Genomic DNA, 20,209 nt, shown 5'->3' with positions numbered 1-20,209 from the left:
GCAGATTTGGCTAAGTAATAATCCGAAACTTTTGTGTATATTTATACGCTACGTTTCATACACAAACACGTTGGCAAACATTAGATGAAAACGCACATAAAAATAATATTTACGACTTTAATTGTTTTTTGTTCTTGTCAAAGAGCGAAAAAAAAAGGAAAGGAATTGATTGAAAAATCAAAAACCGAAATTGCTGATGTTTCAAAAAAAGCTTGGAAAAAATCAGTGAATTTTGCTTTCAACTCATTTTCATCGACTGAAAAAGTAAATTTAAGCGATATATATTCTGACGATAATATTCCAGAAACGGACGAAATGAAAAGTGTTCAAATAAACTTTCCACCTAATTTCTATTCCTGTTATTTTAAATACAAATCGGACAAAACAGAAATGTTAGAGTTTCTATCGAATTTAAAAACTAAACATTCTGATATATCTGACACAGAAACCGAAAAGACTGACGGAAGTGAAATGAAAAAGAATTTGGAATTTATTGAGCGCGAAATGCCTGAATTTAAAAAAGAAATTTTATTTTTTTACGAAATTAAGAATATAGAGAATATTGAATTTTATCGTTGCAATAAATATCCAAATGCGAATTATCTCGCTATTGATATTGACAACGGAATTATATATCATTTAATAGAGAAATATTGGGATTAAAAAATAACGATTTGCCAACACCGTGTATAATTAATTGCTTGGTTCTTGCCTACTTGCGAATATTCCTGCGGAATATTCACGGGTTCGTAAAAGTTTGCTAACTTAGTTGCTGAACCACGCAACTAACCATACACAAACACGTTACTTATAAGTTGACTCGCCAACAGACATTTTAGTAACATTTATAAATTTAACTTCCAACAAACGAAAATTTACTCGGCTGGATAATATGGTCTGAAAAATTTCACGAATTCAATTCTGTTTAACTTAATAACTAAGAGAATTAAATCTTAAAAAGATAAATCTAGAAAACAATTAAGCTACTCACTCTACTCTGCTTTAATTGAAAACGAACTAAGATAATTTTTGATTAAAAAGATTAATAAAGGAAATATATAAACAACTCACTCTTCTCTGATTTAACTTTAAAAGGAACTAAGATAATTTAAGACTAAAAAGATTGATATAGGAAACCAAGATTGAAAAACATTCGTTTAACGTTACGGCTGAACTGCACGAGAAAAAACCAATCTTAACTAATCTGGATTCGCAAAACGGAGCAATACGCTAAAACTCTTGCGAGAATTTAAGTTCCTAAAGATTATTTAAAGACAAATTTTAAACATCTGAACTCTGCCTAAATAGAAAAAAAAACCTATAAGTAACAACGTGTATCATTTATAGCTTGGTCTGTGCTTACTAACGAAAAGCCTCTCAGCTTTTCTATTCCATTATTATTTGCTAAATTACAGCCTGAAACACGCTACAAATCATACACAAAACCGTTAGCGGTAATCTAAACATACCCTCGAAATAAATGAAAGATTCAAAAAAATGGAAAAGTCGACTATTGTCATCAAGTATACCATTGGAGTATGAAGTTGCAAAAATTCTATCTGATTTAGATTTTAGTGTTTCATTTGACTACTCATATTTCCGAAAAGAAGGAGAGCGCAGAAAAGAATTTTCTACAGATATAAAAGGTTATTTTCTTTTTCCAATAGATTCTGAAGATAAAATTGATGCTAGCTTGACACTATTGACCGAATGTAAATATAGAGATGAAAGTAAAAAATGGGTTTTTCTTCCAGATGTAAATAAGTCAGATTTTTCAACTTTTACGTTGGGAAATACTATAAAATCTCTAGCCGAATTCTCTTTAAAAAAAATAGACAACGATTTAATCTATGAATTTGAAGAAAAACTTGATTTCGCTTTAAAAGGAGTTGAAATAAATATTACAAGCGGAGAAGTTTTTGATAAAGACATTAGACACGGTATTTCACAACTTAAATATGCACTACCATATTTAATAAAAAGAGACATTGAATCAAACATTTGGGGTCATTTAGAAGATACTAATCCACCTTACATAATTTCAATATTAGTAACAAATGCTGAATTATATATTTTAGAAGATGATTTTTCAATAAATAAAATTCGTGAAGTTGATAATATCGAACAGTTAGCGAAGAAAGTACCCTATCTAGTTTATAATTCTGAGATTGGTCCTGATTTCACAGAACACCATAAAGAAATATTTAAGGACTTCAATCTAGATTTTGAAGAAGAAGAAGAAGAAGGAAACTTAAGCCAATTTGAAAACTTTCAAAAAAAGCATAAACATAAAGAATATAATATATATAGCTCACCAGTAAATAAGTGTTGGGAATTAGAAAATTCTCACTACTCGACATTAAAGGAATTTTATTCACAACATTTTATTTGTTCATTTGAACATTACCCCGAATTAGTTAATGAGATTATAGAAATTTTATCCAAAATGACTAAATAAAGACTACCGCTAACACCGTATATAATTTATTGCTAGTTTTAGCCTACTTACGAAAATCCTCGCGGATTTTCTATTCGGTTTTTATTTACTAACTTTAGTGCTTAAAACACGCAACAAACCATATACAACAACGTTAGCATACATTTAAAACAAACATTGTGAGTAAGAAAATACAATTTTTATTTTTAATTATTTTTTTGCCTTTTATAGCATTTGCTGAATATAATGGACACCAAATTAAGTTTTCAATTGACTTTAAAGATGGAAGTAAAATTATTGGATATAACTATTTAGCAACTGTTTATCAAAAAGATAAGTCAATAAGCTACAAAGAGTTTTTAGAAAAGAATTATAAAACTATTTTAAGCAATCAATTCAATGACTTAACAGATGAATATACATACTTTCAAAATAGAATTAAATACAATTACAATGATTATGATGGAGATGAAAGATTCATATATACTTTAACTGACAAAAAAGGAATTGATATAAACTCTATTAAATCATTAAATATTATCGAGCTAACAGACCAATCTTATGCTATTGGAATTTCATCTAAACATAATTGGAAAGACGGATTATGGATGAACGATAAGCCAGCAGAAACATTTTATTTCGGAGCTAACTTATGTTCACATACTGTTTATATACATCAGAAAACAAATCAAACAGATTCGATAATCAAACAATTAGAAAAAACATCAATTGAATTTGAAAATAAAATCAAAGAACAAAAAAATATAATAGAGAATTCTAATGGAAGCGCAGTTTATGAAGCTAGTGACGAGATTGATAAACTTGAGGAAGAAATTGGAACTGAAATTTCTAAATTATTACAGAAGTTTGATGAAATGAAAGTTGTAATTTTAACAATGTGTTCGTGCTAAAAAAAACGTATGCTAACACCGTGTATAATTAATTGCTTTGTTCTTCCCTACTTGCGAATATTCCTGCGGAATATTCACGGGTTCGTAAAAGTTTGCTAACTTAGTTGCTAAACCACGCAACTAACCATACACAAAACCGTTGTGTGTAATGCTGACCAAGATTATGGGAATATTTGACTTTTTAAAATTTGGAGATAACTCAAAACCTTCGAGAAAGCATATTTCGTTTTCAAATTCGGCATTGGAAATAGTTGGAACTTTAGTAGAAAAAAACGGATTTGAGTTTTATCGAAAAAAGATTGAGACTTACTTTACAACTATAATTTGGCGGAAAGAAGAACAGTATGTAAAATTAACTGCATCTGATTTCCCAACTGATTATCCATTTACCTATGACATAAAACTTGGAGAAGGGAATTGCGATGATTTCTTTGAATCTGAATGGGATTCTATTTCGATTTCTGATATTCAAAGATTATCTGAACCGAATAAAAAATATAATGGATATGACTTTCCAAAGAAAAGTGAATTTAAAGAAAGTCTGGAAAAAGCGAAAACAGATTTGTCGGAATTCGGAAATGGATTCTTAAATGGAAATTTGGAATTGTTCTATAAAGCACGAATATTGACAAACGGAGAAAATAAACCTGAAAAAATTATTAAAAAAGATAAAAACGGAAAAGTAATTGTTGAACTGTTGCCTTATAACGTAATTAAGAAAAACGACTGAAATAAAGCACGTACACACAACAACGTGTATAATTAATTGCTTTGGTCATTGCTTATTTGGAAAATTCCTTCGGAATTTTCTCGCGTTCGTTTTTGTTTACTAAATTAGTTGCTTAACCACGCAACTAACCATACACAACAACGTTGTGGTACATTTCCCAAAACCGACATAATAAGATGATTCAAACCAAACATTGTGATTTATGCGAACATCCGAAAAGGGATTTTAAAAATGGCTTGACTTGCGGTTTGACCAATAAAAAACCTAATTTTAAAATTACCTGTCCTGACATTTTACTGGATAAAATATTTCAAGAAAAGTTAGAAAATGTAAATCTGGAACTGAAAAGATTGAATGAAAAGAAAAGTAGAAAACATTGGACTTTCTACTTACTCATTGCAATCGGATTTTTACTCATAATTGGAAATGAATTTTATGCTGACATTACTCTTTCGAAAAGTGTAATGCGTTGGAAATTCAGAGCGAGCGCAATTGGAGCTGGAATTACAATTTTGATATTTGCATATTCCAAACTTAACAGATTTAGAACAAAACTAAAAGCATCGGAATTAGAAAAAAGCAAAATAGACTCGGTATTGGAAAAATATAGAATTGAATATGAAATGAATATTGAGTATAAAGAAAAAGTTCACGGAAATCAGAATGTCGAAATCACAACCGAATATAAAAACTGGACAAAAAAACGTACCACAACACCGTGTATAATTAATTGCTAGGTTCTAGCCTACTTGCGAATATTCCTGCGGAATATTCACAGGTTCGTAAAAGTTTACTAAATTAGTTGCTTAACCACGCAACTAACCATACACAAAACCGTTACCTGCAAGCTGAAAATCACTAACTGATGAAGATTAGAACGAATGACATAATGGATTATCATCTAAATGAATTAGACTATGATTTTAAATCTACTTTTATAAACTTACCTAACTATTTTGAATTAGAAATAGAGAAGACAACTGCTTTATTGAAAGAACGATTCCCAAATAAAAATATTACTGAAAGAATAAATGAAAAAGCAGGAATTAATGAGCTTGATTATATTATTGGCTTTGATTCAATCCCTGACTACTTTAGTTATTCTGAATGCCAAAAAATGAAAGTATTTGAATTCTTAGGTATGGGCTTGGAAATCTTAAAAAGGTTGTCGGTAATGCTAAAAGAAAATTTTCCAAACAATCGGTTTCGATTAATTATGGAATTTTCTACTGTACAAGAAGATGTTATTTATCCAGGGCTGGAGGCTTGTCACGTAAATTGTTATAAAGTTTGGGATAGCGATTATGATTATTTTACAGAAATGGATGAATGGTATTTAGAAAAAGACTATACAATTGGAATGCTTGAAATCACAGTATAAAAGATGAGCAAAACATATATTATTGGAGATTTACACGGATGTTTCGATGAATTTATTGAGTTATCAAACAGAATAGGCATAACTGAAAATGATTTGGTTATTTCATTAGGAGATATCGTAGATAGAGGCAATAAATCCTATGAACTTTATGAATATTTTAAAAATCGTAAAAACGCTGTTGTTTTAATGGGAAATCATGAGAGAAAACATCTTAGAGGAGTTCTTAGTTATTCTCAAGAAATTGTAAAAGTTCAGTTTGCAGATAAATATGATGATTTTATTAAATGGGTAGATACTCTTCCCTATTATTACGAAACAAATGAGGCAATAATAATTCATGCTTTTTTTGAGCACGATATAAAACTTCAAAATCAAAAAAATGAAGTGTTGTCAGGCACTACTTCTGGTTCGAGATATTTAGAAAAAAAATATGAAGAAGACACTTATTGGGAAGAGTATTATTCTGGAAGCAAACCCATAATATATGGTCATCACGTTGTTGGTAATAAACCGAAAATCAAAAACAATACTTATGGTATTGATACAGGAGCTTGTCACGGAGGTTACTTGACAATTATAGAGTTACCGGAATTTAAAATTCATCAGATAAAGGTTGAGAGAGATTATTGGAAAGAGCAACAGTCAAAATGGCAAATACCAGTACTTGAATCAAAAGATTGGGAGAATATGAAAATCGAGCAAGTTCATAAGCAAATTCAAAAACTGAGTTATAAAAAAGAGACTGAAATTGTGAGATTTCTCGAGGATTTAAAAAATTGGATTAAAGAACTATCTAACACAGTCTTAGTCATAAAAGATAGGTTGGAAAGCATAACTATTAAATTAAAAGAAAGATATCAAGAGGAATTTAATAAAGAAGTTTCTAAATTAAGTTATAGTGGTTTTATTTACAAAGTGAACTCTAACAGGTTGCACTTAAAAGATTTAGAGAAATCTTTAGATACACCTCAAAAAGTCATAGACTTAGCCTTGAATTTAAATTTAGATGAAATACCAAAAAGAAAAGCCAGCAGGTAACACCGTGTATAATTAATTGCTTGGTTCTTCCCTACTTGCGAATATTCCTGCGGAATATTCACGGGTTCGTAAAAGTTTGCTAATTTAGTTGCTTAACCACGCAACTAACCATACACAAAACCGTTGGCAATAATTTAAGAAAAATCACGAATTGAATAGAATAACAGGAATTATATTGACCATTTTTCTTCTGATTTCCTGCAAGAATTCTGAAAAAACAGAATCGGAAAACAACTCTGAATCTGGAAATAAAATCACTCAATCGGAATTTAAAAAAGTGGAATCTCAAAACTCGCTAAACTTGGAATACCAACTTTTAGACGAAAATGATGAACAAATAAATTTTGCGAGTTTAAGCGAATTACCAGAATTTCCTGGAGGATTTGACTCTTTAACTGTTTTTATACAAAAGAACTTCGAATTTTCTCAAGGAGACTTTGAGGAAATAGAAGGAAAAATAAAATCTACTTTCGTAGTCGATACTCTTGGAAAAGTAGTCGATATTGAAATAATTGAACGGTTAAGAAAAGATTACGATACAGCTTCTTATAAAGTGATTTCGAAAATACCTGACTGGAAACCAGCTGAAATGAGGAATGGAAAAAAAGTTAAAGTAAAATTTCTATTGCCTTTCAAATTTATATTAGAAGAATAAAAATGCGGAATAAAAAACTATTGCCAACATTGTATAAAAATAATGCTAAATTAGGTGCTTAATCAAAGGTTAGTGCTCTTTTGTTACGTCTGATTTTCCTGCGGAAAATCCTCGCACACAAAACCGCACTATTCTTATACCTAACCGTTGTAACACATTTTGAAGAAACTTTTTGCATACATATTAACATTAGTGATTTGCTTCGGATGTTCTGAAAATAAAACAGAATGGAGTGCCGAAAAGAATGCAACAATATTTTTTGGCGCAGAACCTAAAAATGAGAAGTTTAATCTGACTTTCAACAAAACAGAAAACTCATTGAATTTTAAATATGTTAACCAAATCGATACGGAAAAAACTATAGAAATAAGAAAAATAATAGATACTGATACTCTTCTTTTTGGATTTGAAAAGTTTATAAAAACTGACAAGAAAAATTTCACAGATAGCAAACTTCAAGGTTTGGAGTTTGAGTTTTATGACTCAATAGATTATGCAGATGACGCTACAGGACCAATTTTATTTAATCCAAAATATGGACTACTTGCAATAAACAATGTTTATGGTCCAACAATTATATTTCTGGACGAAAGAAATGACAGTCTTTCTGAACTGATAATTAAAAAATTGAACGAATAAAAAAACTAATATTGCCGAAAGTAAATAGACTTAATGGATTGCCGAATACTATAACTCAACAGTTTTTCAGCACGACTTTTTATTATAGTAAAGGATATATGGCTGATTGGGTTTTCAATGCTTTATCAGAAAAAAATGTTAGAGAGTTAACAATTGACTTTTGGAATAATGAAATTGTGCCAGATGAGCTTGAAATAAAACCCATTCTCAAACAATTGCCAAGACTTAAAGAGACAGTTTGGAGAACATTGAAAAGTCAAAATTTTGAATCGGATTTTATTCGGAGTGGAATCTTGAAAATCAAAATGGGTAAAACAGGATATAGGTATTTATATTGTAAAACGATATTAACTGACAAAAACGGAAAAGAATATATTGGAAAAGAATACACGGAATCTGTTTACGAAGATGAATTCCAAGTATTTAAACCGAATATAAAACAAGTTATAAAGAAACTATTCGGATAAAAAACGTGTTACAACACCGTGTATAATTAATTGCTTCATTGAGCTTACTTGCGAATATTCCTGCGGAATATTCACGGGTTCGTAAAAGTTTACTAAATTAGTTGCTTAACCACGCAACTAACCATACACAAACACGTTACCAACAATTTGAATGACCAACATAAATCCGAATAGAATCAAGTTTTATCAATTCCTAAATGACGACATTTTATTGGAATTATTTGAAAATTGGGTTTATGAAAATAAAGAACTTGAAAATGTAATTCCAGAAGACCATTACAACGATTTATTAGCGTTTAATTTTAAAAGTAGAGAAATAAAAAATTTCATAAAATCAATCATCAAAAAACATTTTGATTGGAAGGAATTTGAAAAGTATCGAACAATTGCATTACTTAAAAGTATTAAGTCTGGTAAAATTGAGCTTGTTTTGGCAAGCCGAGAATTAAGAGAATTATATCTCGAACAAGAAGAGGAAATTAAAAGACCATTTCTTACAATTGGACTTGCAATTGGTTATGAAAGCGAACTTGACAATTGCCCAATAGAATCGGAATATAAACTATGGAATTCTGACGCTCTGAAAAAACAACTTGAACCTGTAGAATGGTATCGAAAACGGATTTTAGAAGACGTTGACCAAGAACTTAAAGAATTACTAAACCCTGAATTCAAAGTTATTGACCTTGGCGGAATTGTGAATATTAAACATTTACACGACACTTTTGCCGAGAGACTTTACTTTCCTGAATTTTATGGAAATAATTGGGATGCGTTTTGGGACACAATAATCGGAATTGTTGAAATGCCAAAAAACCTGACTTTGACAAATTGGGATAAATTCGAAAAAACATTTAAAAAGGAATCTAAAATATTAAAAGAAATTATAGCGGATTATAATAATCAGAACGCTGAAAAGAAAATAAAAACTGTTGGTAACAACGTGTATAATTAATTGCTTTGGTCGTTGCCTACTTGGAAAATTCCTCCGGAATTTTCTCGCGTTCGTTTTTGTTTACTAAATTAGTTGCTTAAACACGCAACTAACCATACACAATCACGTTGGCAATAATTTGAAAAAATCCGTTTACATATCGAACTTTCTTCTTATCCTATTAGCCTTTTCTTGTGGACAAAATTCATCTGAAAATGAACTAAATGGAAATTGGCGTGAAATAGAAAATGAATATAGCACTTGGCACTTCTATCCAGATAGTTTAGTTCTTAAATTACCTGGCGAATTTGATAAGAAAACAGTATGGAAAGCGAATAAATCAGAAATTGAATTGGAACTATGCACAAAATATTGGAAATCTGATTCATTAGGAGAACCTGTAGGATTTCCAATTGATACAATTAGCAAAGTTTTGATAAATTATGAGCTTTCTCGCAACAAGGACAGTTTATTTGGAACTGCAAAAAATTTTTATGGTGTACATAAATTTAGTATGCTTAAAACCAAAAACTATAGTGAATATCTAAACAGAAAGTTTGGAATTAAATTTACTCTGCCAAAAAGCGATTCGACCGAATTAATAAAAGTAGACCCAATTTACGGATTGAAAATCTTCATTAGTTCGGCAAATGATCAATTGATTGGAAAGACTGAACTTTCGAATTCCCTAAATAATCTGGAAAATGATATCAAAAGTTTTAAAGACCAATTAGAAACTTTCTTTGGACCTAAAGATTGGCGCATTCAAAAATTTTATTTGAGTGTTTATGCTGACGAGAAAATCACAGATTCAATTATTACCACAAATTTATCTGTGACAACCAAAAGCGACTTTTTCATAAACAATGATATTCCAAGACCACCGAATGATACAATGGCAATAAGGATTTACAGAATGTATGCAAATAAGGAAAATAACAAACCTGAATTTAGAAATGCAAAAAGAATAAAAACTATTGCCAACACCGTGTATAATTAATTGCTTCATTGAGCCTACTTGCGAATATTCCTGCGGAATATTCACAGGTTCGTAAAAGTTTGCTAACTTAGTTGCTAAACCACGCAACTAACCATACACAAACACGTTGGCAACAAGCTAAAAAAAAACCAGAACATAAAAATTTTATATGAAAAGAATTATACTCTTAGGAAATGGATTTGATTTAGCGCACGGTATGAAAACAAGCTATAAATCATTTATTGATGATTATTGGTCAAAAACAATTACTGAAATTCAAGAAAGTACTTTGGATAAACCTTTTGAAAACGATGAAATAAAAATTAAAAATTCACCTTCTAAACGTATAACGAAAAATACTTTTCAAGATTTGGAAAGAGGAATTAAGGAATACCAAACAACGCTTGTATTTAAAAATACATTTTTAAAAGAACTAACAGACAAATCCTATTTGAATAATTGGGTCGATGTAGAAAATGAATACTATGTTTTATTAAAAAAAAGTTATGACAAAATAAAATTCCCAAGAAATGATTACAATGTGAAGGAATTGAATGCAGATTTTGAAAAAATTAAAAATAAACTCGGCGAATATCTAAATGCAGTTGAAAAAACATTCAATGATAATTTAGGTGGTGAGCATTTACGAACAAAACGAATAATTGGGCACAAAATTTATCGACCATTTAAACTCAAAGATTTCTCGGAAATTGCTCTCAACCAAAAAGCCGAGTTTGAGTACAGTCTTATAAAAAAAGACATTGAAGCTCTTGCTCAAGACCAAATTTCAATGGATGACTTAAATGAAAAAAACAAGAAATTAATAAGCAGAATTGATTTAGACAATGCTTTATCCTCAATTAGGGAACTATTACAATCGGAATCAGCAATTAATTTTTTTGATTTAATTCCAGACCAAACATTATTTCTTAATTTCAACTATACATTTACTGAAAAGATTTACGAAAATCCAAGAGAGTTTGACCAATTTAATGAAGATAAGTTTACTTCAACTGAGTTTGTTCATATTCACGGCACAACGGATAGTCGAGATAATAATGACATAATTTTTGGATTTGGAGACGAACTTGACGATGAATATAAATCAATCGAAAAACTAAACGACAACACATATTTAGAGAACATAAAATCAATTAACTATTTAGAGACCGATAATTACAAAAAATTATTAGAATTTGTAAATAGCGGAAATTTTCAAATTTTTATATTTGGTCATTCCTGTGGTATATCTGACAGAACAATGTTAAATACAATTTTTGAACACGACAATTGTGCTTCAATAAAATTATTTTTTCATCAACGAAGTGAGAATAATGATAATTATAGTGATATTATTCGAAATATATCAAGAAATTTTAATGATAAAGCTAAAATGCGAGACCGAGTAGTAAATAAGAATTATTGCGAACCATTAAGGTAAAGCCTGTTGCCAACACCGTATATAATTTATTGCTAGCTTCTCGCTTACTTACGAAAGTCCTCGCGGACTTTCTTGGTCGGTAATTATTTACTAAATTAGTTGCTCAAACCACGCAACAAGCCATATACAAACACGTTAGCAACAAGCAAAAAAAACCAACTATGAACAAAGATTTAACCGCATTTGCAGAAGATATAAGTTGGTTTTTTCAAGAAAATGATAAAGTTGAAATTGAAGAAAGAACTCTTGAATTATCGAATGACTTTATAAATATATTCCCAAAACTGACAAAACTGATTGAATGTTCACGAAAAACCTTTCTGCGAATTAATAATGTTCCACACATTTTGTTCGCTTGGACTGATATTGATGACGAAATATTTGGATGGTTAAATAAAATTGAGGATTTAGAAAATGTATCAGATGAGTTAAGTGCTGAACACAAAATTTTATTACAAAATATTGGTGGAATACAGGAATCGTTTAATCAGCCAGAGGATTCTCTAACCAATAATCAGAATTTTATGTTTATCGGAACTGAATGCAGTTTCGGAATTGGAAGTTGGAATGAATATTATAAAGAAACTTGCGAAGAAGAAAATATCAAACCGATAGACCACTCAAACCTAATTTGTTTTGTAGAAGAGGCAAACGGGAATATGACTTTCTATGATTCTAAAACCAATAAAATAATATTATTCGCTTCTGACCATTGTTTTGATGACATTACGCCAATTAATGGACAACCAGAATACACATTTTACAGTTATGACAAAATAAATACATTTACAGATTATGTTGAACAAGTAGCTAAAGAATGGACAGAAGAAAATGCCAGTTGCTAACACCGTATATAATTTATTGCTAGTTCTAGCCTACTTACGAAAATCCTCGCGGATTTTCTATTCGGTTTTTATTTGCTAAATTAGGTGCTTAAACCACGCAACAAACCATATACAAACACGTTGGCAACAACCTGAAAAAACTGAATGAAAAAATCAATCTTCTATTCTTGGCAATCAGATTTGCCTAACAATAAAAATCGAGGTTTTATTGAAATTTGCATCAAAAAAGCAATTGAGGAAATTAAAACGGACAATATTAATTTAGATGTAGCAATTGATAGAGATACAAAAGATATAACTGGAACACCAGATATTGCTTCTACAATATTTTCAAAAATTGACAATTCTTCTATTTTTATTGCTGATATTAGTTTTATAAATTCAGATTATATTGGAAGAAAATCACCAAACCCAAATGTATTAGTTGAACTTGGCTATGCTGCAAAAACAATTGGATGGGAAAATATTATTTGTGTATTCAATACAGAATTTGGAAAAATAGAAGATTTACCTTTCGATTTGCGATTTAGACGTCCATTAACTTATAAAATTGAAAATCCAAAAAACAAAAGTAAAGACAAAGAGAATCTATCAAAAATTTTTCAGACTGCTATTAAGTCAATAATAAACAAAGAATCTGCGAAAGATGAAATTCGCAATTATATTAAACAACAAGTTGACAAAGAAATTCTAACAATTTGCAATCATTCATTTAAGATATTTTATGGTTATGATAAACCTTATTCATTAGATGAGATATGGAAAATGTTAAGTTTGACCGAGGAAGAAATGAAATTACAATTATTTGAACAAAAACACCTTGGATTTACCGTTCTCAAAGATTGGAGAGATTATATGTCTAAAATTGAGAATATAATGAATCAACCATTTTTTACTCAAAATGCAGAACCGAAATACGTAAGTTCTTTAATAAAAGTTGTTCGAAGTTTAGAAATTATTTCTACAGTTTATGCTCGAAATAATCTATTTACAAATACAGGTCAGAATACAAAAGAGTATAAAGTTGTTGATGGAACAGAAATGAATCCAGAAAACCCGAAAGATGGTTACATTTTATTACGAAATATTGACAAAGAAGGTCACGGAATTGTAATTGACTTTGGAACTATCCAAAAATATAATGTTGAAAATTGTCTTAATTATCTAACTATTGGTGGAGATAATTTTTTAGGTTGGATTTTTGGAATACACGATGTTTTTAAAAGTATTGAAGGTTGGATAGAAAATACTGGAAACACACTAATTATTGACCCATTGACATTTAGAACGTGAAAAAGGCAGTTGCCAACACCGTATATAATTTATTGCTAGTTTTAGCCTACTTACGAAAGTCCTCGCGGACTTTCTTGGTCGGTAATTATTTACTAAATTAGTTGCTTAAAACACGCAACAAACCATATACAAACACGTTGTAAAACATTTTGAACAAAACCACGAACTGAATTGGGAACTTGGGGAACAGCCATAAAAAGTAATGATACTTCAGCAGATATTTATGCTGACTTTTATGATTTATATAACGACGGAAAAGAACCGACAGAAATCAAAAAGAAACTAATTTCGGACAATCCAAACGGAGAGAATGATTTTTGGTTTGCTTTGGCACTAGCTCTTTGGGAAACTAAAAGCTTGTCGACTGATATTCTTGAAAAAGTTCGTGAAATAATCCAAAGCGAATCTGACTTAAAAGTATGGAAAGAACTCGACGCAAGCGAATCGGATATTAAAAAAAGAAAAATTGTACTTGAAAAGTTTTTAATCAAATTAGAATCCGAAAAAGCTAAACCAAAGGCAAGAAAACGAATTTCCAAAAAAGAACCAATTTTAAAAAAAGGAAGTTGCTTAACATTCAAATTGGAAAATGGAAATTATGGTGGTGGAATCGTTTTGGAATCTGACTTTGAAACAGGTTTTGGTTACAATCTAATCGTTTCAACTCGAATAAATCAAGAAAACAAACCAACGGTTTCGGATTTTAAAAAATGTGATGTTTTAGTTGCAAGTTTTGGGAATTGGAAAGAGGAAACAAAAATTACTTGGTATTTGCCAAAGATGTTCAAAAAAGACTTTTCAGAGTTATTTGAAAATATTGGAGAAATTCTTGTCGAACGGAATTACACGCCAAACGGAAGTGAAATAAGAGCAAGTTTTTCAGCAGGTTGGCAACATATTATTGAGCCAGTAAATCAACAATTGAAATATGAAAAGACAAACGGAATAACTAAATCATTTTCGATTGACAAGTTAATTAAACGAAAAAAATGGTGGCAATTGAAATAAAAAACGTTTTACAACACCGTGTATAATTAATTGCTTGGTTCTAGCCTACTTGCGAAAATTCCTGCGGAATTTTCACGGGTTCGTAAAAGTTTGCTAAATTAGTTGCTGAACCACGCAACTAATCATACACAAACACGTTACCAGTAATTTGAACAAAACAGCTTACAAACCACCAATAAACCTTACAAAAAAATTATGAATTTATATTTCAAAAAAAACTATAACCCAATATTGTATTCTGATGGCTCTTCATCAACTAGGTTAAAAAATCTAAATGGTGAAATAAAAATTTTAAGTGTTTTTGAATATTCTGTAAATAATGATTTAACAAAAGGGAATCAAACATTATCATCAAGTAATTTTACCTATGTATTTGATAAAGAAAAAAGAATAAAAGAAAAATGGGGTTATAGAGGGTCCAGACAAATAGCAGGTAAAACTTTTTTACTTTATTCTGAAAAAGGCAAAAAAATTGATTGCCAACTGTATTATAATGAAAATGGAGAAATAAGATTTGGTGAATGGTTCGAGTATAATACTGACGGAATAATAGTAGGTTTAAAAACTAAATCAGATAATATTATTAAAGAAGAAAAATATGACATTAAAGAAGTTGAAGGGATTAAATTTCATTATAATAAATGGTCAGTTGATAAATATATTGACAATTTACTAGTTGAAGAAAGTCATCAAAATGGCATCATTATAAAGTATTCATATTGCACTTTAGGAAAACTATTGTCCAAAGAAACTTTTTAAGATGGTAATATTATTACAACAGAAAAATTTAACAATCAAGGATACTTGATAGAAATACAACATTACAAATGGAAAAAATCAACTTTAGCTGAAAAGAGTATAACTAAGTATAAATATTGTGAAAATAATCTAAAAATTAAAGAAATAACAACAGAAGAATCTAATAATAAATGTACTGAGTTTGTAAAGACATATAATTATATACAGGATAGACTTTCAGAGGTACATCAAAATGGTGAACAAATTGTTAAATGTTACTATAATGATTACGGTGATTTAATTGAGCAAACATTTATGGGAACAAAAGAAAAATTTGAATACATAGAATATGATTCAAAGCGAAATTGGATTAAAAGAAACATGTATATAAATGACAAATTTTATAAAATATCTGAACGTGAAATTGAATATTTTTAAAAACTACTGGTAACACCGTGTATAATTAATTGCTAGGTTCTTGCCTACTTGCGAAAATTCCTGCGGAATTTTCATGGTTTCGTAAATGTTTATTAACTTAGTTGCTTAACCACGCAACTAACCATACACAAACCCGTTGTACAACATTTACCAAAAAAACTCAAAATAGGATGATAATAGAATTTAATGAATCGGAAAACTCAATCGAAATAAAAGATGGACTTAAAAACCAATATCTGATTTTAAAAATTTTAATGATATTGAATTTAGCAAACGCAATAATCCGAATATTTGGAAAACAACCAACTGAATATGGTTTTATTGAATATTTCTGGATTGGATTGGGAATTATTTCTTTAGTTGTTCTTTTTATGTTCGTATTTAAATTGTCAACAGCGGAGAAAATTTCAATCGTAGAAATAACGGAACTTGAAGAGAAAACAGTTTTCGGGAATAACAGATTCTCATTGAAACTGAAAAATGGAAAGAAAAGGAATTTAGGAAATTTTAAAGACCAATTTGAATTAGTAAAAGCACGTGAGTTATTTACTAAAATTGGAATAGCGAACTGATAAAAAAAAACGTTGTACAACACCGTATAAAAATAATTGCGGTTTTAGTGCTTAATCAAAGGTCGTTGCGTGTTTGTAACGTCTGATTTTCCTTCGGAAAATCCTCGCATACAAACCCGCAACTATTCTTATACATAAACGTTAGCAGCAATTTGACAAAAAATGTGAATAAAAGAGAAGAAATTGATAGAATAGTATTTTATTCTAAAGAGGATATGGCTAAAAATCCTAACCTGATTAAAGCCGAAAAATTATTAACCGATTTTTGTTTTGAACAAAATTTCACATTTAATGATTTACTTGAATTCTATAATATAAAAATATATTTTGATAACGACCTCTTCTTACCTAAATGGGCTATATCCGAAAAAGAGAGCTATATTCAAATTACAGAAAAGACTTGGAAAACTCTAAAACTCGAATTATTAAAAATCAATGACGAAAATATTGATAAAATTTTAAGCGAATTAAACTACAACTACACAAATAATATTTGGGAATTAATAAATAAACTTAGCATTTATAAAAATATATCTGACTTAACATTTAGTGAAATTCTAAAAAAATATTCTTATCAAGTAAATTATGTACTGCAACAGAAAAATATAGTTCAGAAATTTAATAAAGTAATCAGAGATTTTTTATTGACCTACAAAAATTCAGCTGAGATTTTACTTTCTCAATTTGAAGAAAAAAATGCAGACAATAAATTAACTAAATATTATTTTCCAAAAAGTCTGAGTTTAGAAGATAAGGAATACATAATAAGCACTTATTTAGACCGTGAAGAATCAAACTTAAACTACGTAAGGTTGGCTGAAAAATCAAAAAGTTCAAATGAATTGAAGCTTTCTGACAAAACAAGATACAAAGCAAAGAAAAAGGCTGAAGAACAAAATAATGAAATACTAGAAAAAGGTCATAGTTGGAATATTAGAGTGCAAGGTGGACTTAGTAAAGTCCAAGATGAACCTGTAATATTTAAAAATGAAAATGGATTAATAGAAGCGACTTACAGTGAAAAATATTTGGATGGAATTGAAAATCAAGTAGATTTATTTAAAATATTTAGTTTCCTATTTAATTACACTGATGAAACTTCATTAATCTATTTAGTGAGTAAGGCAAGTGAATTAGATGTTATGGAACGTGTAATGGGCTTAAAATCCAAAAACGATTACGAAATTGGAGCAGCTTTTGCTAGAAAAGAAATGCTATCTATATTACAGTTACATCTCATAGATAATTATTTAAGAAGAAAAGATAGTGGAATTGAGCAGTTAATTAATTCATTTATGTTACATATAAATGAACTAATAGAATCCAATAATTTAATATTTCAAGTTAGAGTATCAAACTCGCCTGAATTAGACAAAATCCGCACTCTTTTACCCGATTTTGATTTCTTATTAAAACAATATAAAAGTTTAGCTGAAGATGGCACTATCAATATTGAACTACTTCAACTAAGTTCGAAACCAATCGGATTTAGTCAAATTACCAGCTACAATAAAAGAAAGTATATTTATTCCAATGATAATCTAATTCTACGACTTAAGCACATATTTTTTTCTGATCAAAGTCATATGTTTTACACAAAAACTTTCAAAACTAAGCACAATAACCTATTTGATTTATTAACAAAAGAAACTGTAAACTTAGATGATTTTGCAAACTATCAAATTGATACAATTCAAAGTCTAGTTAAAGATGGTTACTTAAAAATAAATACAGAAAATATAGTCGAAATAGATAAAATAACTTTTATATACATAATTCGAGAATTACATAGAAATGAATTATTAAATTATTGGCATTACCCAAAATTCGTTAGAGACGAAATTGACTTACTAATTGAGGATAAAAAAATGTTTAACGAAAACACTTTATTGTCTCAAGAAGAAGTAAAATATTATAATTTTTATCTAAATCAAAAAACATTTACAAACGGATATGATTTAAGAAACAAATATTCACACGGAACAAATACTCAATCTGAGCAAAAGCACAAAAATGATTACTATTTAATTCTAAAAATAATAATTCTTACTTTGTTGAAAATTGAGGACGATATAATGATAAATAAAAAAACTGCTGCTAACACCGTGTATAATTAATTGCTTTGGTCGTTGCCTATTTGGAAAATTCCTTCGGAATTTTCTCGCGCTCGTTTTTGTTTGCTAACTTTATTGCTGAAACACGCAACGAAATCATACACAAACACGTTGTGTATAATTTAATCAGCATAACGGTCAAAAAAGGACTGACCATCCATATGATATATCAGAAAAAAATATTAACTTTAATTCATTAAAAATAAAAATGAATTTTAAAAACCTTAAATTATGATTTTTAAAAAAGTATACCTACTTATTTTCTTAGTAGCAGTTATTGCTACGTCTTGTGCACCAAATGAGAATGATAGTGACGAACTAAAACTATCTGAATTGAATGTAGATTTTAACTTTAAATTTGATGGGTCAGAGATTGACTTAAATAAATCTAACAAATCTACAAGTCGCCTTATTATTGATTATATAAATAATATACAGTTAACAATGAAAAATAACGACTTAAAAACTGTTATTTATGAAATAACTATGGAAAATAATAAGCTTAAATTTGGCAAATTTCGGATAGAAGATTCTCTTGGTAAAAGAAATGGACAATGGACATCTTTGGACGAAGCTTTTAACTGCCCAGGAAACCAGGAACTTGTTGATACTTGTTGGACTCAAGAATGCGTGGAAAATGCAATTGGTTCGCAGTCAGATAATTTTTCCAGTGGTGAGACAATTTCTATTCATCATACTGGGATGTTGGGTGGTGTAAAAATTTGTTCAAATGTTCAACCATAAAACTATACACAACAATGTATAAGAATAATAGCGGCTTAGGTAAATAATCTAAGCCGTTTTTTTTACATGATTGGAAAATTTTGAACTGAAAGGTGAGTGCTTAAAGAACCGCTACTATTCTTATACGTTACCGTTAACTACAAGCTGATTCCAAATCAACATTTTTTTAAAATTTAAACATCAAACTAACAACTTTGGATTGATTACTCGGATGAATAATGCAAACTGAAAAGTATTACGGAGTAATCTCTATTTGATTAAATAAACCAAGATTATTTCAATTATAAAAATTAAAGAAAGTAAAACAACTTAAAACTCACTCTGCTCTGCTTTAATTTTAAAAGGAACTAAGATAATTTAAGATTAAAAAAACTAATATAGGAAACCAAATATCAGCTCACTCTACTCTATTTGATAATTAAAACAACTAAGATAAATTGAGATTAAAAAGATTGATAAAGGAAACCAAGATTCAAAAGCAAACGTTTATCATTACGGCTGAACTACACGCAGGAAAACCAATATGTACTAATCTGGATTCACTAAACGCAGTAATACGCTTAAACTCTTGCGAGAATTTAAGTTCCTAAATGAATTTAAAGGAAAATATAAAAATTTGAACGCTGCCTAAATAGAAAAAAGCCAGCAGTTAACAACGTGTATAATTAATTGCTTTTTTTAGATTACTTACGAAAATTCCGCTGGAATTTTCTCGGGTTCAGTCAATTTTTGCTAACTTAGTCGCTTAACCACGCAACTAACTTATACACAAACACGTTGTACAACATTTTGAAAAAAACTTTCGTAATCATATTGACCCTAATTGGAATTCTTGTTTTTGGACA

General features: G+C 29.4%; 21 protein-coding genes. All 21 read left to right on the top strand.

Annotated elements, in window-relative coordinates; translation table 11 throughout:
- Nucleotides 1-84: 84 nt before the first annotated feature.
- On the top strand, nucleotides 85-663 hold the full coding sequence (locus tag HM982_RS17830) for a hypothetical protein (RefSeq protein ID WP_179354692.1): 579 nt from the start codon (nucleotides 85-87) through the stop codon (nucleotides 661-663).
- An 817-nt stretch (nucleotides 664-1,480) separates the two neighbouring features.
- The gene (locus tag HM982_RS17825; protein WP_179354691.1) at nucleotides 1,481-2,458 is read left to right on the top strand and encodes a hypothetical protein; all 978 of its coding nucleotides are present in this window, start codon (nucleotides 1,481-1,483) and stop codon (nucleotides 2,456-2,458) included.
- A gap of 158 nt (nucleotides 2,459-2,616) precedes the next feature.
- A complete protein-coding gene (locus HM982_RS17820; protein ID WP_179354690.1) occupies nucleotides 2,617-3,348 on the top strand; it encodes a hypothetical protein in 732 nt (243 codons plus the stop codon).
- Between the two features lie 148 nt (nucleotides 3,349-3,496).
- A complete protein-coding gene (locus HM982_RS17815) occupies nucleotides 3,497-4,078 on the top strand; it encodes a hypothetical protein (protein WP_179354689.1) in 582 nt (193 codons plus the stop codon).
- Between the two features lie 176 nt (nucleotides 4,079-4,254).
- Nucleotides 4,255-4,815 (top strand): hypothetical protein, encoded by a 561-nt coding sequence (locus HM982_RS17810; protein WP_179354688.1) that lies wholly within the window; start codon nucleotides 4,255-4,257, stop codon nucleotides 4,813-4,815.
- 152 nt (nucleotides 4,816-4,967) lie between these two features.
- A complete protein-coding gene (locus HM982_RS17805; protein ID WP_179354687.1) occupies nucleotides 4,968-5,459 on the top strand; it encodes a hypothetical protein in 492 nt (163 codons plus the stop codon).
- Between the two features lie 3 nt (nucleotides 5,460-5,462).
- Nucleotides 5,463-6,497, top strand: coding sequence for a metallophosphoesterase (locus HM982_RS17800; protein ID WP_179354686.1), 1,035 nt, complete (start codon nucleotides 5,463-5,465; stop codon nucleotides 6,495-6,497).
- Between the two features lie 151 nt (nucleotides 6,498-6,648).
- Nucleotides 6,649-7,152 carry an energy transducer TonB gene (locus tag HM982_RS17795; protein ID WP_179354685.1) on the top strand — a complete coding sequence of 168 codons (504 nt, stop codon included), beginning with the start codon at nucleotides 6,649-6,651 and terminating at the stop codon, nucleotides 7,150-7,152.
- Nucleotides 7,153-7,311: 159 nt separating this feature from the next.
- Nucleotides 7,312-7,791, top strand: a complete 480-nt coding sequence (locus HM982_RS17790; protein ID WP_179354684.1) for a hypothetical protein — start codon at nucleotides 7,312-7,314, stop codon at nucleotides 7,789-7,791.
- Between the two features lie 98 nt (nucleotides 7,792-7,889).
- Nucleotides 7,890-8,258, top strand: coding sequence for a hypothetical protein (locus HM982_RS17785; RefSeq protein WP_179354683.1), 369 nt, complete (start codon nucleotides 7,890-7,892; stop codon nucleotides 8,256-8,258).
- Nucleotides 8,259-8,469: 211 nt separating this feature from the next.
- Entirely contained in the window at nucleotides 8,470-9,213 is a 744-nt protein-coding gene (locus HM982_RS17780) for a barstar family protein (protein ID WP_218849893.1), read from the top strand.
- A gap of 118 nt (nucleotides 9,214-9,331) precedes the next feature.
- Nucleotides 9,332-10,192, top strand: coding sequence for a hypothetical protein (locus HM982_RS17775; RefSeq protein WP_179354681.1), 861 nt, complete (start codon nucleotides 9,332-9,334; stop codon nucleotides 10,190-10,192).
- A 148-nt stretch (nucleotides 10,193-10,340) separates the two neighbouring features.
- On the top strand, nucleotides 10,341-11,612 hold the full coding sequence (locus HM982_RS17770; RefSeq protein ID WP_179354680.1) for an AbiH family protein: 1,272 nt from the start codon (nucleotides 10,341-10,343) through the stop codon (nucleotides 11,610-11,612).
- A gap of 161 nt (nucleotides 11,613-11,773) precedes the next feature.
- A complete protein-coding gene (locus HM982_RS17765; RefSeq protein ID WP_179354679.1) occupies nucleotides 11,774-12,457 on the top strand; it encodes a hypothetical protein in 684 nt (227 codons plus the stop codon).
- A gap of 144 nt (nucleotides 12,458-12,601) precedes the next feature.
- A complete protein-coding gene (locus HM982_RS17760; protein WP_179354678.1) occupies nucleotides 12,602-13,750 on the top strand; it encodes a hypothetical protein in 1,149 nt (382 codons plus the stop codon).
- A 171-nt stretch (nucleotides 13,751-13,921) separates the two neighbouring features.
- Entirely contained in the window at nucleotides 13,922-14,758 is an 837-nt protein-coding gene (locus tag HM982_RS17755; RefSeq protein ID WP_179354677.1) for a hypothetical protein, read from the top strand.
- Between the two features lie 195 nt (nucleotides 14,759-14,953).
- A complete protein-coding gene (locus HM982_RS17750) occupies nucleotides 14,954-15,517 on the top strand; it encodes a hypothetical protein (RefSeq protein ID WP_179354676.1) in 564 nt (187 codons plus the stop codon).
- Between the two features lie 45 nt (nucleotides 15,518-15,562).
- A complete protein-coding gene (locus HM982_RS17745; protein WP_179354675.1) occupies nucleotides 15,563-15,934 on the top strand; it encodes a hypothetical protein in 372 nt (123 codons plus the stop codon).
- Nucleotides 15,935-16,104: 170 nt separating this feature from the next.
- Entirely contained in the window at nucleotides 16,105-16,506 is a 402-nt protein-coding gene (locus tag HM982_RS17740; RefSeq protein WP_179354674.1) for a hypothetical protein, read from the top strand.
- Between the two features lie 164 nt (nucleotides 16,507-16,670).
- Nucleotides 16,671-18,623 (top strand): hypothetical protein, encoded by a 1,953-nt coding sequence (locus HM982_RS17735; RefSeq protein WP_179354673.1) that lies wholly within the window; start codon nucleotides 16,671-16,673, stop codon nucleotides 18,621-18,623.
- Between the two features lie 228 nt (nucleotides 18,624-18,851).
- Nucleotides 18,852-19,364: a hypothetical protein gene (locus tag HM982_RS17730; RefSeq protein WP_179354672.1), complete on the top strand. Its 513-nt coding sequence runs from the start codon at nucleotides 18,852-18,854 to the stop codon at nucleotides 19,362-19,364.
- Nucleotides 19,365-20,209: the final 845 nt, after the last annotated feature.

This window comes from Winogradskyella vidalii, from assembly GCF_013403955.1.
Taxonomy (GTDB): domain Bacteria; phylum Bacteroidota; class Bacteroidia; order Flavobacteriales; family Flavobacteriaceae; genus Winogradskyella; species Winogradskyella vidalii.
This window is presented reverse-complemented; position numbering and strand designations above follow the sequence as displayed.

Coding starts and splice junctions, on each gene's coding strand:
- HM982_RS17750 (WP_179354676.1), top strand. CDS start 14,954: ATGAATTTATATTTCAAAAAAAACTATAACCCAATATTGTATTCTGAT.
- HM982_RS17730 (WP_179354672.1), top strand. CDS start 18,852: ATGATTTTTAAAAAAGTATACCTACTTATTTTCTTAGTAGCAGTTATT.
- HM982_RS17800 (WP_179354686.1), top strand. CDS start 5,463: ATGAGCAAAACATATATTATTGGAGATTTACACGGATGTTTCGATGAA.
- HM982_RS17805 (WP_179354687.1), top strand. CDS start 4,968: ATGGATTATCATCTAAATGAATTAGACTATGATTTTAAATCTACTTTT.
- HM982_RS17785 (WP_179354683.1), top strand. CDS start 7,890: ATGGCTGATTGGGTTTTCAATGCTTTATCAGAAAAAAATGTTAGAGAG.
- HM982_RS17760 (WP_179354678.1), top strand. CDS start 12,602: ATGAAAAAATCAATCTTCTATTCTTGGCAATCAGATTTGCCTAACAAT.
- HM982_RS17815 (WP_179354689.1), top strand. CDS start 3,497: ATGCTGACCAAGATTATGGGAATATTTGACTTTTTAAAATTTGGAGAT.
- HM982_RS17740 (WP_179354674.1), top strand. CDS start 16,105: ATGATAATAGAATTTAATGAATCGGAAAACTCAATCGAAATAAAAGAT.
- HM982_RS17830 (WP_179354692.1), top strand. CDS start 85: ATGAAAACGCACATAAAAATAATATTTACGACTTTAATTGTTTTTTGT.
- HM982_RS17810 (WP_179354688.1), top strand. CDS start 4,255: ATGATTCAAACCAAACATTGTGATTTATGCGAACATCCGAAAAGGGAT.
- HM982_RS17765 (WP_179354679.1), top strand. CDS start 11,774: ATGAACAAAGATTTAACCGCATTTGCAGAAGATATAAGTTGGTTTTTT.
- HM982_RS17825 (WP_179354691.1), top strand. CDS start 1,481: ATGAAAGATTCAAAAAAATGGAAAAGTCGACTATTGTCATCAAGTATA.
- HM982_RS17770 (WP_179354680.1), top strand. CDS start 10,341: ATGAAAAGAATTATACTCTTAGGAAATGGATTTGATTTAGCGCACGGT.